Below are 14,991 nucleotides of genomic sequence, written 5' to 3'. Positions count from 1 at the left end.
CAACCACAAGGCCCCGACATCAATGATGTCGGGGCCTTGTGGTGTGCCTTCAAGTCAGCGGGCGCGAGGCCCGCGCCACTCAGAACAGACGGTTGAGTCCATTCATGGCCGCGACCCGGTAGGCTTCCGCCATGGTCGGGTAGTTGAAGGTGGTGTTGACGAAGTACTTGAGGGTATTCGCCTCACCCTTCTGCTGCATGATGGCCTGACCGATGTGCACGATCTCGGACGCCTGGTCACCGAAGCAGTGGATGCCGAGAATTTCCAGCGTATCGCGATGGAACAGGATCTTGAGCATGCCGACGGTATCGCCGGTGATCTGGGCGCGGGCGGTGTCCTTGAAGAACGCCTGCCCCACTTCGTAGGGGATGCGCGCCTCGGTCAGTTCGGACTCGCCACGCCCCACCGAGCTGATCTCGGGGATGGTATAGATGCCAGTCGGCACCTCATTGACGAACTTGAACTCTTCCCCCAGCAGGTTGGCTGAGGCGAAGCGGCCCTGATCGTAGGCGGCGGATGCCAGGCTCGGCCAGCCGATCACATCACCCACCGCATAGACGTGGTCCAGCTCGGTGCGATACTGATCATCGACAGTCAGCTGACCGCGGCCGTTGGCCTGCAGGCCGACATTCTCGAGACCGAGGCTGTCGGTGTTGCCGGTGCGGCCGTTGGCCCACAGGAAGGCGTCAGCACGCAGCTTCTTGCCGGACTTGAGGTGCACGACCACGCCGGACTCATCGCCCTCGATGCGATCGTATTCCTCGTTGTGACGCACCAGCACGCCGTTATTGCGCAGGTGATAGGACAGCGCGTCGGAAATCTCGTTATCCAAAAACGACAGCAGACGATCACGCGTATCGATCAGGTCGACCTTGACGCCAAGGCCGGAGAAGATCGAGGCATACTCGGAGCCGATGACACCGGCGCCGTAGATGATCAGCGTGCGCGGCGTGTGTGATAGCCCCAGGATGGTATCGGAGCAGTAGATGCGCGGGTGGCGGAAGTTGACGTCGGCCGGGCGGTAGGGACGCGAGCCGGTGGCGATCACGACCTTCTCCACGTGCAGCTCCTCGACCCCTTCATGGGCATCGCGTACCACGACGGTGTGCTCGTCCTTGAAGCGCGCGGTACCGAAGAATACATCGATGCGATTGCGGGCGTAGAAGCGCGTGCGCATCTCGACCTGCTGCTCGATGGTGCGGCGTGAACGCTCCAGCACCTTGGGGAAGGAGAACCAGCGCGGCTCGCCGATATCGCGGAACATGCGATTGGTGTTGAACTCGATGATCTGCTTGACCGCGTGGCGCAGCGCCTTGGAAGGGATGGTGCCCTTGTGGGTGCAGTTGCCGCCCACGGAAGACTGAGCCTCGATCACGGCGACACGCTTGCCATGCTTGGCCGCGTTGACTGCCGCGCTTTCCCCTGCCGGACCGGTACCGATCACGACGACATCGTAGTTATAGACTGCCATGAGACTCGCTTTGCTCCTTGATTGTTCGTAGACCGGCCCTGACACGTACGGTCTCACCTCGCGGTGACACTGCCATGTCAGGGCCGGTAGCAGGCCTTGCGGCCGGCGGGCTCTGAGCCATCAGAGCAGAAATCAGCGACGTGCGGCGTCGTAGGCCAGATCGCTGGCCGGCTTGCCGCCACTCTCTGCCATCAGACGCTGGCGATCCTGCTCCTTCTCGCACTCCTCGTCCTTGCCGCCACAGATGTCACAGCCATCCTTGAGCCCGAGGTTGTTGAGACCACCGCAGGAGCCGGCGATCGGCTTGCGGCCCATCAGGACACCGACGGCCATCACGCCAATCAGCAGCAACATCGCGGCGAATACCAGTAACCAGATCGTCATGTCATTCCTCCCGGGGCATGGCCCCATTGTGAACCTCTCGCGCGGGTCGGCTCCAGCGCAGCTTGCACCCTGTCGATCCTGTGGATCATTCAGGACAGCATCCAGAAGATGCCATGCAATCTAAGCACCCGACCCTGTCGGAGGCGTGTCTCGACAGATGGCAGATGAGAAAGCCCGGCCGGCTGCCTCTCGGCAGACCGGCTCTCGATAGACCGGTATCAGGCGCCGGCTTCATCTGCGGGCTTCGTGTCGCCTGTCGCCGGCGCGTCCTTCAGGTAGGGCGCAAATGCCGGACTCCAGGACTGTTTGAAGCCATCATCCGTTTTGACAATGAAATAGGCGGCAATGTTCTCGCGATCTGCGATCGTCATTGCCTTCTCGGCGCCCAGCACGTTGAGTGCCGTGGCCCAGGCGTCCGCACTCGCGCAATCCGGCGTGATCACGGTGACCGAGGCCAGACTGTGCTGGATCGGTCGACCGGTACGCGGATCGATCGTGTGCGAGTAACGTACGCCGTCCTGCTCGAAATAGTTGCGGTAATCACCGGAGGTGGCAACCGCGGCATTGCCGGGATCGATGATGCGCTGCACCGAGCGCTCGAAGGACTTCGGCGCTTCGATGGCGATACGCCACGGCTTGTGGCCGGGCTTCTCACCCTTGACGCGGATCTCGCCACCGACTTCGACCAGATAGTTCTCGATGCCATTGGCCTCGAGCACATCGGCGACTCTGTCCACCCCATAACCCTTGGCGATCCCCGACAGGTCGGCATACACCGGCTTGCGCTTGATCACCGTATTGCCATCGAGCTCCAGCGCCAGATGATCGACCTTCTCGAGCGCCTGCGCGATCTGTTCATCGCTCGGCGCCTTGTCGAGACGCTCATCCGGGCCGAAGCCCCACAGATTGACGGCCGGGCCGACGGTGATATCGAAGGCCCCGTCGGAGCGCTTGCCGATATCCTGCGCTTCGGCCAGCACCTGCGCCAGGCCATCCGACAGCGTGATCGGCGTATCCAGCGGCGCCTGATTGAGCTTCGAGAGCTCCGAGGCGTCCTTGTAGGTCGACATCTGCCAGTCGACCTTGTCGAGCGCCTCGAGACTCGCCTGCTTGAGCGACGCCACCTCATCGGCGTCCAGGTCCGCAGCCACCGTGACATGGAACCCGGTGCCGAAGATGGGGCCGGCGAAGCGATGCAACTCAGGGTTGCTGGAATTTTCACAGCCTGCAACCAGCAGGGCCAGCCCCATGAGGGCCGGCCCTGCCAGTCGTCTTGCGACGCGTGACATCATCGATCAACCACCGAAGTCATCGAGCAGGATGTTCTCCGGCTCTACACCCATGTCGGTAAGCATCTTGACGACGGCGGCGTTCATCATGGGCGGCCCGCACATGTAGTACTCGCAATCCTCAGGCGCCGGGTGGTCCTTGAGGTAGTTTTCGTACAGGACATTGTGGATGAAGCCCGTCGGGCCTTCCCAGTTGTCCTCAGGCTGCGGATCGGACAGCGCCAGGTGCCATTCGAAGTTCTCATTCTCTTCGGCCAGCTTGTCGTATTCCTCGTTGTAGAACGACTCGCGCATGGAGCGCGCACCGTACCAGAACGACATCTTGCGCTTGGAATTCAGACGCTTGAGCTGATCGAAGATATGGCTGCGCATCGGCGCCATGCCGGCACCACCACCGATGAAGACCATCTCGGCGTCGGTGTCCTTGGCGAAGAACTCACCGAACGGCCCCATCACGGTCACCTTGTCACCCGGCTTCAGAGAGAAGACGTAGGTGGACATCAGACCCGGCGGATGCTGGGAATTCGGCGGCGGAGTGGCGATACGGATGTTGAACTTCAGGATGCCGTACTCTTCCGGATAGTTCGCCATGGAGTAAGCGCGGATGACCGGCTCTTCGTTCTTGTGCTGAACGTTGAACAGACCGAACTTCTCCCAGTCACCACGATACTCTTCTTCAATGTCGAAGTCGGAGAACTTGATGTCGTAGGCCGGCGCTTCCAGCTGCACGTAACCACCGGCGCGGAAGTTGACTTCCTCGCCTTCCGGCAGCTGCAGGTTCAGCTCCTTGATGAAGGTCGCGACGTTCGGGTTGGCGGTGACAGTGGTTTCCCACTTCTTCACGCCGAAGATCTCTTCCGGCACTTCGATCTTCATGTCCTGCTTGACCGGGACCTGGCACGACAGGCGCCAGCCTTCCTTCTTCTCACCCATGGTGAAGTGGGATTCTTCGGTCGGCAGGATGGAACCGCCGCCTTCCGAGATCCGGCACTTGCACTGGGCACAGGAGCCACCGCCACCACAGGCGGAGGACAGGAAGATGCCGTTGGCGGCCAGGGTCTGCAGCAGCTTGCCGCCGGCCTGGGTCGTCAGGGTGTTGGCGGGGTCGTTGTTGATCTCGATCTGGACGTCACCACTCGAGACCAGCTTGCTGCGTGCCGCGAGAATCACGAGCACCAGGCCGATAACGACCACGGTGAACATGACGACGCCGAGCACGATGATGGAGGTATCTACCATTTCGATTTCCTTATGCTCGGTTGCGTTACAGCTGGACGCCGGAGAAGGACATGAAGCCCAGCGACATCAGGCCAACGGTGATGAAGGTGATGCCCAGACCCTGCAGGCCAGCCGGCACGTCAGAGTACTTGAGCTTCTCGCGGATACCGGCCAGTGCAGCGATGGCCAGTGCCCAACCGAAGCCGGCACCCACGCCATAGATGACGGACTCACCGAAGGTGTAGTCACGCTGCACCATGAACAGGGCCGCACCGAGGATGGCGCAGTTGACCGTGATCAGCGGCAGGAACACGCCCAGCGCGTTGTAGAGCGCCGGCACGAACTTGTCGAGGAACATCTCGAGGATCTGGACGATCGCCGCGATGACGCCGATGTAGGACAGGTAGCCCAGGAAGGACAGGTCGATGCTCTCCGCCCCTTCCAGACCCGTCCAGGTCAGTGCGCCTTCACGCAGCAGGTAGTTCAGGATCAGGTTGTTGACCGGAACGGTCACCGCCAGCACGACGATGACGGCCACGCCCAGACCGATCGCGGACTGGATCTTCTTGGACACCGCCAGGAAGGTACACATACCCAGGAAGAAGGCCAGTGCCATGTTCTCGACGAACACGGCCTTGATGAACAGGCTCAGATAGTGTTCGAACATGTTACACAGCCTCCTTGATCTTGGTGTTGGCGGTAATCTTGTACTCCGCCTTCTCGACCTGCTCCGGGTAGATGCTGCGCAGCACCCAGATGAACAAACCGATGACGAAGAACGCGGACGGCGGCAGCAGCATCAGGCCGTTCGGGATGTACCAGCCACCGTCGTTGACGGTCTGCAGGATGGTCACGCCGAACAGGGAGCCGGAACCGAACAGCTCACGCACGAAGCCGACCACCAGCAGGATCACGGTGTAGCCGAGACCATTGCCGATACCGTCGATGAAGCTCATCGTCGGGCCATTCTGCATGGCGTAGGCTTCAGCGCGACCCATGACGATGCAGTTGGTGATGATCAGACCGACGAAGACCGACAGCTGCTTGGACGTCTCGAAGGCGAAGGCTTTCAGCGACTGGTCGACCACGATGACCAGCGAGGCAATGATCGTCATCTGCACGATGATGCGGATGGACGACGGGATGTGATTGCGGATCAACGAGATGAACATGCTGGAGAACGCTGTCACCAGGCACACCGCGATACCCATGATCAGGGCGGTGTTCATCGAGTTGGTCACCGCCAGCGCGGAGCAGATACCGAGGATCTGCAGCGCGATGGGGTTGTTCTTGAAGATCGGCGTCGTCAGGACACCTTTAGGAGTTTCGGCTGCCATCATTACGCTCCTTTGACGTCACGGAACTGGGTCAGGTACTTGGCGAAGCCATTCTCACCCATCCAGAACTGCAACAGGTTGGTCACGCCGTTGCTGGTCAGGGTAGCCCCTGACAGCGCATCGACCTGGTACTTGGCATCCGGAGAAGACGGATTCACGCCGCCCTTCTTCAGGTGCACTTCCGGGTCCATGCTGCCTTCGGGATAGATCTTCTTGCCATCCCACTGGGCCTTCCACTTCGGGTTGTCGACTTCGCCGCCAAGCCCCGGAGTTTCGCCCTGCTGGTAGAAGGAGAGACCGACCACGGTGTTGCCGTCACCCTTCAGTGCCAGGTAGCCGTACATCATTGACCACAGGCCGTTGCCGCGCACCGGGACGATGATCTCATCCGGCTGCTCGACATCGCCGACCAGATAGACCACGGAGTACTGCTCACGACGCTTGATGCCCGGCAGGTCTTCGTCGCCAGACAGGGTGCGTGAGGTGGCCGGGTCCTTGGACATCTTGGCCTGGTCGTACTTCTCCGGGTCGATGTCGTCGACGTATTCACCGGAATCCAGGTCCACCACCTTGGCGGTGACCTTGTCACGGAACTGCTGACCGATGTCCTCACCTGGCTGCAGCAGCTCGGCGACCGCGAGGATGTTGCTCTTGCGGTCCAGCTCGGCATTGGTCAGCTGCATCGGACGCAGCACGACCGCTGCGGTGGAAACCACCACCGAGCAGACGATACACAGCCCGAGCGCGACGCCGAGGGTTTTCTTGATGGAGTTGTTGCTGGCCATGTCAGACGGTCTCCTCGTTCGCGATGCCGGCAGTCTCGCGCTTGACGCGGCGCTTGATGTTGGCCTGCACGACGAAGTGGTCGATCAGCGGAGCGAACAGGTTGGCGAACAGGATCGCCAGCATGATGCCCTCCGGGAAGGCCGGGTTGGCGACACGGATCAGCACGGTCATCACGCCGATCAGTGCACCGAATACCAGCTTGCCCTTGTTGGTCATGGACGCGGAGACCGGGTCGGTGGCCATGAAGACCATACCGAAGGCGAAGCCGCCGATGACCATGTGCCAGTACCACGGCATCTCGAACATGGCATTGGTGTCGCTGCCGATGGCATTGAACAGCGCCGAGGTCGCGATCATGCCCAGCAGGACGCCCAGCATGATTCGCCACGAGGCGATACGCGTCCACAGCAACACTGCGGCACCGAGGAAGATCGCCAGTGTGGAGACCTCACCCACCGAGCCCGGAATGAAGCCGAGGAAGGCGTCGGTCCAGCTCATCTGCTGCATCAGGGCACCCATGCCGTCCTGCGCGGCAGTGGAGAGCGCGGTCGCACCGGTGAAGCCGTCTGCCGGCACCCATACCGCGTCGCCGGAAATGCTGGCCGGGTAGGCGAAGTACAGGAAGGCACGGCCGGACAGTGCCGGGTTGAGGAAGTTCTTGCCGGTACCGCCGAAGACCTCCTTGCCGATCACCACACCGAAGGTGATACCGAGCGCGACCTGCCACAGCGGAATGGTCGCCGGCAGTGTCAGGGCGAACAGCACCGAGGTGACGAAGAAGCCTTCGTTGACCTCGTGGCCGCGACGCATCGCGAACAGCACTTCCCAGAACCCGCCGACCGCGAAGGTCACCAGATAGATGGGCAGGAAGTAGGTGGCCCCCAGAATGAAGTTGGCCCACACGCTGCCGGCATCGTGGCTGCCCGCCAGCAGCATGACGATGGCTTCACGCCAGCCGCCCAGTGCGCTGTAACCGCCAGCGATGGCCTCGTTGGCCTGCAGACCGGCGTTGTACATGCCGAAGAACATGGCCGGGAAGGTACACATCCAGACCGTGATCATGATGCGCTTCAGGTCGATGCCATCACGCACGTGGGTGGTGCTGCGCGTGACGCTCGCCGGCGCATAGAAAATGGTGTCCACGGCTTCGTAGAGCGCGTAGAACTTCTCGTACTTGCCACCTTTGTGGAAGTGCGGCTCCAGGTTATCCAGAGTCTGTCGAATGCCCATCATCAGACCTCTTTCTCGATCGTGGTGAGGTTGTCACGCAGGATGGGACCGTACTCGTACTTGCCCGGGCACACGTAGGTGCACAGCGCGAGGTCCTCTTCATCAAGCTCCAGGCAGCCAAGCTGCATGCCGGTCTCGATATCACCCACGATCAGCGAACGCAGCAGCTGCGTCGGCAGAATGTCCAGCGGCATGACCGCCTCGTACGCGCCCACAGGCACCATGGCACGCTCGGAGCCGTTGGTGGAGGTGTTCGGGCGGTAGTCGGTCAGACCGGTCAGCTTCGACAGGTAGATACCCAGCACCGAGTGACGCTTGGCGCCCATCGACAGCCAGCCCATGAAGGCACGCTTGTTGCCTTCCTCGAGCAGGCTCACCTGATTGTGGTAGCGGCTGACGAAACGCAGCGCCCCTTCACAGGTCAGGCCGGAGAACACCGAACCGGAGATGACACGCGTGTCTTCCGGCTGCTCGACTTCGCCCTTGAGCAGCTCTTCGGTGCTGGCGCCCAGACGGGTGCGCAGCAGACGCGGCTTGGTGGCACGCGGGCCACCGACGGCGATGACGCGCGTGGTGTCCAGGCGACCTTCCGCCAGCAGCGTACCGATGGCGACCACATCCTGATAACCGACATGCCAAACCTGACGCTGCAGGCTGACCGGTGCGAGGTGATGGATGTGCGTGCCCGGCAGACCCGCCGGGTGCGGGCCCTTGAAGGACTCGCTGACCACACCGGAGACGTCGCCACCCGGGATATCAGCACCCGGTGCCTGGCACAGGAACACCTTGCCTTCGGTCAGACGCGTCAGTGCGACGAGACCCTGACGGAAAGCGGCTTCCTGGCCCTTGAGCACCACGGCCGGATCCGCGGACAGCGGATGGGTATCGATGGCGGTGACGAAGATGGCTGCCGGCTTGGCATCCAGCGCCGGCACGCGCGAGAACGGGCGGGTACGCAGCGCCGTCCACAGGCCGGACTCGACCAGCTGGTCGACCACGACCTGACGTTCGAGACCTGCAATGGCGGCGTCGCCATGTGCAGTGAATTCCACAGCTTCGCCCTGCGCGTCGATCTCGATGACCACGGACAGAAGCTTGCGCTTCTCGCCACGATTGATCTCGACCACAGTACCGGCAGCAGGCGCGGTGTAACGGACGCCCGGGGTCTTCTTGTCAGTGAACAGGAGTTGCCCCTGCTTCACCTTGTCCCCTTCACGGACTTCCATCGTCGGCTTCATGCCGACGTAGTCAACACCCAGGATCGCTACGCGACGAACGGGCTGCGCATCCTCGATACGCTGCTCCGGCGCCCCGGCGATGGGGAGATCCAGGCCACGTTTGACTTCGATCATAGACTCGCCCAATTGTCGGATCTGATGTTGTTCAGGAAAGATCACCCATCGTAGATACGCCTCGAGGCCGATAATTGACCAGGCAACCTCGCGATTTTCGCGTATCAGGCAATGTGAATGCTTTTCTTATCAGACGGTTGGAGGTGTAGCCCAGAGATTGGACCGGCCCAAAAAAATCCGGCTCATTATAAAGATGCGAGACCGGAAAGACCATACGACACTAAAGTGGTGCACACGCCGAAAACGCCAACGCCCCCGCCATCATTGAGGGCAGGGGCGTTGTAACAGCAGGTATTTATTTCAATTTTTCACAAGTCACGCCACAGACGCGGCGCATTGACTCAGCGCGTCGGGAAGTAGCTGAAACGCACGTTGGACATGTGCTGCAGAATACGCACCACCTGACAGCTGTAACCAAACTCGTTGTCGTACCACACGTACACGACGGCCTGCTTGTCGGTGACGATGGTCGCCTGGCCATCGACGATGCCGGAATGGCGGTTGCCGACGAAGTCCGAGGACACCACTTCACAGGAATCGACGTAGTCGATCTGCTTCTGCAGCGAGGAATGCAGCGAGGCGGTGCGCAGGAAGTCGTTCATGCGCTCAGCGTCGCTTGCGGTGTTCAGGGTCAGGTTGAGGATCGCCATCGAGACATTGGGCGTCGGCACGCGGATCGCGTTGCCGGTCAGCTTGCCGGAAAGCTCCGGCAGCGCCTTGGCGACGGCCTTGGCGGCACCGGTCTCGGTCAACACCATGTTGAGGGCCGCGGCACGGCCACGACGATCACCACTGTGGAAGTTGTCGATCAGGTTCTGGTCGTTGGTGTAGGAGTGCACCGTCTCGACGTGACCCTGGCTGACACCGTACTCGTCGTGCAGCACCTTCAGCACCGGCACGATGGCGTTGGTGGTACAGGAGGCCGCGGAGATGATGCGGTCATCATCGCTGATGTCGGTGTGGTTGACGCCGTAGACGATGTTCTTCAGATCGCCCTTGCCCGGTGCCGTCAGCAGCACCTTGGCCACGCCCTTGCACTCCAGGTGCTGACCCAGGCCCGCTTCGTCACGCCACTTGCCGGTGTTGTCGACCACGATGGCGTTGTCGATGCCGTGTGCGGTGTAATCGATCTCGGTGGGCGAGTTGGCGTAGATGATCTTGATGTAGTTGCCGTTGACGATCAGCGCCGAGTTTTCTTCATCGACGGTGATGCTGCCCTCGAAGGGGCCGTGCACCGAGTCGCGACGCAGCAGGCTGGCCCGCTTTTCCAAGTCATCCTTGCTGCCACGCACCACGATGGCGCGCAGACGCAGCAGGTTACCGCCGCCAGCCTTCTCGATCATGATGCGCGCCAACAGGCGACCGATACGCCCGAAGCCATACAGGACGACATCCTTCGGGTCGCCGCCCATGCCGCCTTCGACGTAGCCACCGACGATGTCGGCCAGCTCACGCTTGAGGAAGGCGGTGATGTCCGTCTCGTCAGAGCGCTTGAAGGCGACGGCCAGCTTGCCGATGTCCACGTGGGCCGGGCCCAGGTTGAGCTCGATCATGGCGCGCACCAGCGGGAAGGTGTCTTCCACTGACAGCTCGACGCCTTCGGCCTTGCGCACCCAACGGTGGTTCTTGAGGATGCGCACCATCGAGCGATTGATCAGCGAACGCCCGTAGATGGAGGGCACGACGTTGAAGCGGCGGTAGAGATCTCCCAACAGCGGGATCATCTGCTCCGCGAGGGCTTCATTGTCCTGCCACTGCTTGAAACAGGCTTCGAGATTCTCTTGGCTCACGGGTGCATCCTCTCACGTGCGGGCAAATAATGATGGTCGTCACCGAGCGCTTGGCGACGCCGGACAAGGCCAGCTGAGTATGCGTAACGCGGCTATGCACCACAATGAAAGGATGGTCGCACGCAGGGTAGTAGTGCTACAGAATCAACGATTTGACTACAAAAGCGTTTCCCCCATCCCGCGCTCGGCCATCTGTGTCCACGGTGCTGAAAAGCGCATCACTTGCCCCCATATAGCGACTGACTTGCTATGATCAAGCGCGACTCCTTTCATGGCGGCGACTGACGTTGCAGCCCCTTGCGCTGCGACAGCTTGCGTTGAAGCGCGCCTGCCTTGTTGCTCTCCTGAGTGTGCCGTGCGCTCACCAATGTGCCGTGCACTCAATAGACTGCCTTGCGCCCATGAGTCGCTCAGCGTCATCTGCATGTGTGGGCCGCTCACCGCGAGCGACTGACCCAGCACCTTATTCACTCGGGCCCTGCCCGTGACGTCATCCCGTGCCGTGAACGCCGCAAGGCGTTGCGCCCAAGCCCAGGACACAAGACACCAGAGCCCATGTTCGAGACTCCGCTGACGCCCCCGTTGCCGCGCTCGCGCCGCGAAACCACCTTCTGGATGCTCAATGACCCCAGCGCCGCGGCGCTGGCGCTGGCGCGCCTGGCCGATGCCGATGAAGCGCCGCTGATGGTCATCACCCCGGACACCGCCAGCGCCCAGCGCCTGGAAGCCGACCTGCGCTTCTATACGCGCCATCCCGAGCGCCTGCTACCCTTCCCCGATTGGGAAACGCTGCCCTACGACAGCTTCTCGCCGCACCAGGACATCGTCTCGGAGCGTCTGCGCACCCTGCGCACCCTGCAGACCAGCCGCCGCGCCATCGTGCCGGTGCCGGTCAACACCCTGATGCAGCGCCTCGCGCCAGTGGATTACATCGCAGGCCAGGTCTTCAGTCTCGCCAAGGGCGACATCCTCAATCGCGAGGACTTCCGCTCACGCCTGTCGCGAGCCGGTTACCGCGCGGTGGAGACGGTCTACGAGCCGGGCGAATACGCCCTGCGCGGCGCATTGATCGACCTGTTCCCCATGGGCAGCGAGCAGCCGCTGCGCATCGACCTGTTCGATGACGAGATCGACACCCTGCGTGCCTTCGACCCTGACACCCAGCGCAGTGGCGACAAGGTCGAGGCGATCGAGATTCTGCCTGCGCATGAATACCCGCTGACGCGTGGCGCCATCGCCTGCTTCCGCGAGGGTTTCGAGACGCTGTTCGATGTCGACCCGCGCCAGTGCATTCTCTACAACGACGCCATCAAGGGCATTCCCTCGCCGGGGCTCGAGCAGTACTTGCCACTGTTCTTCGACGATACCGCGACGCTCTTCGATCACATGGGCGACGAGCTGCGCATCGCCATGCTGCCCGGCGTGCGCGAGGCGGCCGAGAGCCACTGGGACGCCATCACCACCCGCTACGCCAATCTGGGCGTCGACCCGACACGCCCGCTGCTGCCACCGCACCGCGCCTTCGTGCCGGTCAATGAGCTGCTGGGCCTGATCAAGCAGCACGAGCGCATCGAGCTGGTGCGTGAGCCCAATGCCCACGCCATCGAGTTCGGCCACCAGACACTGCCAAGCCTGGCCATCGATGCGCGCAGCGCCGACCCGACCCAGGCCCTGGCCAGCTTCCTGAAACAACGCCTGAACGGCGAACATGCCCAGCGTGTGCTGTTCGTCGCCGAGACCCAGGGCCGCCGCGAAGTCGTCGAGGAGCAGCTCACCCCGCTGCTGCGCGGCTTCGGGCTGCGCAGCCTGGATGACTTCGCAAGCTTCGAGCACTTCGTGGATAGCCCAGCCGCCGTCGGCCTGACCGTCGGTGGCCTGACGCATGGCACCTGGGTGGCCAGCGCGCAGACAGAAGATGCGCTGTCCAGCGATGACACCGACAGCCACAAGGGGCTGGTGGTCATCACCGAGACCGAGCTCTACGGCGAAGTGGTACGTCAGAGCCGCCGCCAGGCGCGCGCCACCGATGACAACGAGCTGGCCGTGCGCCACCTCTCGGAGCTGCGTGAAGGTGCGCCGGTGGTACACCACACCCACGGCGTCGGCCGCTATCTGGGGCTGGAGACCATCAACGCCGGGGGGCAGGAGGCCGAGTTCCTCGCGCTCGAATACGCCGATGGCGCCAAGCTCTACGTGCCGGTGGACAGCCTGCATCTGATCTCGCGCTATTCCGGGGCCAGTGACGAGCTGGCGCCGCTGCACAAGCTGGGCTCCGAGCAGTGGGAGAAGGCCAAGCGCAAGGCCGCCGAGAAGATTCGCGATACCGCCGCCGAGCTGCTGGATGTCTATGCACGCCGCGAGGCGCGTGTCGGCCATGCCTGCGACTTCCCCGCCGAGGATTACGCACGCTTCGCGGCCAGCTTCCCCTTCGAGGAAACGCCGGACCAGGCGCAGACCATCGGCGCGGTGATCCAGGACATGTGCGCGCCCCAGCCGATGGACCGCGTGGTATGTGGCGATGTCGGCTTCGGCAAGACCGAGGTCGCGATGCGCGCCGCCTTCCTCGCCGTCAACTCCGGCCGTCAGGTGGTGGTGCTGGTGCCCACCACCCTGCTCGCCCAGCAGCACTACGACAACTTCCGCGATCGCTTCGCCGACACCGCGGTGGAGATCGCCCTGCTGTCGCGCTTCACCAGCGGCAAGGGCCAGGAAGCCTCGCTCGAGCGCATCAGGAACGGCCAGGCCGATATCGTGATCGGCACTCACAAGCTGCTCTCCAAATCGCTGGAGCTGCCAAACATGGGGCTGCTGATCATCGATGAGGAGCACCGCTTCGGCGTCTCCCAGAAGGAGCGCCTCAAGAGCCTGCGCGCCGAGGTCGACATCCTGACCCTGACCGCCACGCCGATTCCGCGCACGCTGAACATGGCGATGAGCGGCATCCGCGACCTGTCCATCATCGCCACGCCACCGGCGCGCCGCCTGTCGGTGAAGACCTTCGTCCAGCAGCGCAACGACGGCGTGGTCAAGGAAGCCATCCTGCGCGAGCTGCTGCGCGGCGGGCAGGTCTACGTGCTGCACAATGAGGTCAAGACCATCGAGGAGAGCGCCGCGCGCATCGCGGAGCTGGTGCCGGAGGCCAATGTCGGCGTCGCCCACGGCCAGCTGCCGGAACGCAGCCTGGAGCGGCGCATGTCGGACTTCTATCACAAGCGCTTCAACGTGCTGGTGTGCTCGACCATCATCGAGACCGGCATCGACATCCCGAGCGCCAACACCATCATCATCGAGCGCGCCGACAAGTTCGGCCTGGCCCAGCTGCACCAGCTGCGTGGCCGCGTCGGGCGCTCGCATCACCAGGCCTACGCCTACCTGCTGACCCCGCACCCCAAGGCGATGACCCGCGATGCGGTCAAGCGCCTGGAAGCGATCAGCGAATCCCAGGACCTCGGTGCAGGCTTCACGCTGGCCTCCCATGACATGGAGATCCGCGGCGCGGGTGAGCTGTTGGGTGACGAGCAGTCCGGCCAGATGGAAACCATCGGCTACTCGCTGTACATGGAGATGCTCGATCGCGCCGTGAAGGCCATCAAGGCGGGCAAGACGCCCAATATCGAGTCGCCGCTGGATGAAGGCGTCGAGGTCAGCCTGAATCTGCCGGCACTGATTCCGGCCGATTATCTGCACGACGTCCAGCAACGCCTGATGATGTACAAGCGCATCAGCAACGCCGAGAACGCAAGCGACCTGCGCGAACTGCAGGTCGAGATGATCGACCGCTTCGGCCTGCTGCCGGAGCCGGTCAAGACGCTGTTCCGCCAGACCCAGCTGCGCCAGCGCGCCCAGGCATTGGGCATCATCAAGCTGGAGGCCGGCACCGGACGTGGTCGCATCATCTTCGGCGCCCAGACGCCGGTCGATCCGCTGACGCTGGTCAACCTGATCCAGCGCCAGTCGGATGTCTACAAGCTGGAAGGTGCCGACACGCTGCGTTTCGCCACCGACATGGACGACGCCGAGGCGCGCTTCAGCTTCTGCGAGACCTTGCTGGACCTGCTCAACGCCAAGACCAAGGCGGCCTGACGCGCCCTGCGCTGCCAGGCGCCTGGGTTCGAACTTGGGCATGAACTTGAG

The 14,991-nt window shown here is 62.6% G+C and carries 11 protein-coding genes; 1 reads left to right on the top strand and 10 read right to left on the bottom strand.

Annotated elements, in window-relative coordinates; all coding sequences use genetic code 11:
• Positions 1 to 79 precede the first annotated feature (79 nt).
• The 10 genes from sthA to HA399_RS04305 all read right to left on the bottom strand — a co-directional run bounded on the left by sthA (position 80) and on the right by HA399_RS04305 (position 10,857).
• Positions 80 to 1,471, bottom strand: a complete 1,392-nt coding sequence (gene sthA / locus HA399_RS04350; RefSeq protein WP_404326180.1) for a Si-specific NAD(P)(+) transhydrogenase — start codon at positions 1,469 to 1,471, stop codon at positions 80 to 82.
• Between the two features lie 132 nt (positions 1,472 to 1,603).
• Positions 1,604 to 1,855 carry a (Na+)-NQR maturation NqrM gene (gene nqrM, locus HA399_RS04345; protein ID WP_043331913.1) on the bottom strand — a complete coding sequence of 84 codons (252 nt, stop codon included), beginning with the start codon at positions 1,853 to 1,855 and terminating at the stop codon, positions 1,604 to 1,606.
• Positions 1,856 to 2,073: 218 nt separating this feature from the next.
• A complete protein-coding gene (locus tag HA399_RS04340) occupies positions 2,074 to 3,147 on the bottom strand; it encodes an FAD:protein FMN transferase (protein WP_404326179.1) in 1,074 nt (357 codons plus the stop codon).
• A 3-nt stretch (positions 3,148 to 3,150) separates the two neighbouring features.
• Entirely contained in the window at positions 3,151 to 4,383 is a 1,233-nt protein-coding gene (nqrF, locus tag HA399_RS04335; RefSeq protein ID WP_043331915.1) for an NADH:ubiquinone reductase (Na(+)-transporting) subunit F, read from the bottom strand.
• A gap of 25 nt (positions 4,384 to 4,408) precedes the next feature.
• Complete coding sequence (gene nqrE, locus HA399_RS04330) at positions 4,409 to 5,029, bottom strand: NADH:ubiquinone reductase (Na(+)-transporting) subunit E (protein WP_043331916.1); 621 nt, start codon at positions 5,027 to 5,029, stop codon at positions 4,409 to 4,411.
• Position 5,030: 1 nt separating this feature from the next.
• Positions 5,031 to 5,699 carry an NADH:ubiquinone reductase (Na(+)-transporting) subunit D gene (locus HA399_RS04325; RefSeq protein ID WP_043331917.1) on the bottom strand — a complete coding sequence of 223 codons (669 nt, stop codon included), beginning with the start codon at positions 5,697 to 5,699 and terminating at the stop codon, positions 5,031 to 5,033.
• 2 nt (positions 5,700 to 5,701) lie between these two features.
• Positions 5,702 to 6,484, bottom strand: a complete 783-nt coding sequence (locus tag HA399_RS04320) for a Na(+)-translocating NADH-quinone reductase subunit C (RefSeq protein ID WP_153635247.1) — start codon at positions 6,482 to 6,484, stop codon at positions 5,702 to 5,704.
• Between the two features lies 1 nt (position 6,485).
• Positions 6,486 to 7,718, bottom strand: a complete 1,233-nt coding sequence (locus HA399_RS04315; protein ID WP_043331920.1) for an NADH:ubiquinone reductase (Na(+)-transporting) subunit B — start codon at positions 7,716 to 7,718, stop codon at positions 6,486 to 6,488.
• Entirely contained in the window at positions 7,718 to 9,067 is a 1,350-nt protein-coding gene (locus HA399_RS04310) for a Na(+)-translocating NADH-quinone reductase subunit A (protein WP_054555019.1), read from the bottom strand. Before HA399_RS04310 ends, HA399_RS04315 begins: the two co-directional genes overlap by 1 nt.
• Positions 9,068 to 9,408: 341 nt before the next feature.
• Positions 9,409 to 10,857: a glyceraldehyde-3-phosphate dehydrogenase gene (locus HA399_RS04305; protein WP_043331922.1), complete on the bottom strand. Its 1,449-nt coding sequence runs from the start codon at positions 10,855 to 10,857 to the stop codon at positions 9,409 to 9,411.
• A gap of 555 nt (positions 10,858 to 11,412) precedes the next feature.
• Here HA399_RS04305 and mfd point away from each other — a divergent pair.
• The gene (mfd, locus tag HA399_RS04300) at positions 11,413 to 14,940 is read left to right on the top strand and encodes a transcription-repair coupling factor (protein ID WP_404326177.1); all 3,528 of its coding nucleotides are present in this window, start codon (positions 11,413 to 11,415) and stop codon (positions 14,938 to 14,940) included.
• Positions 14,941 to 14,991: the final 51 nt, after the last annotated feature.

This window comes from Cobetia sp. UIB-001, from assembly GCF_044789135.1.
In the GTDB taxonomy this organism is placed as follows: Bacteria; Pseudomonadota; Gammaproteobacteria; order Pseudomonadales; family Halomonadaceae; genus Cobetia; species Cobetia amphilecti.
Note: the sequence above shows the minus strand (reverse complement) of the source record. Positions and strands in the feature narration are given on the sequence as shown.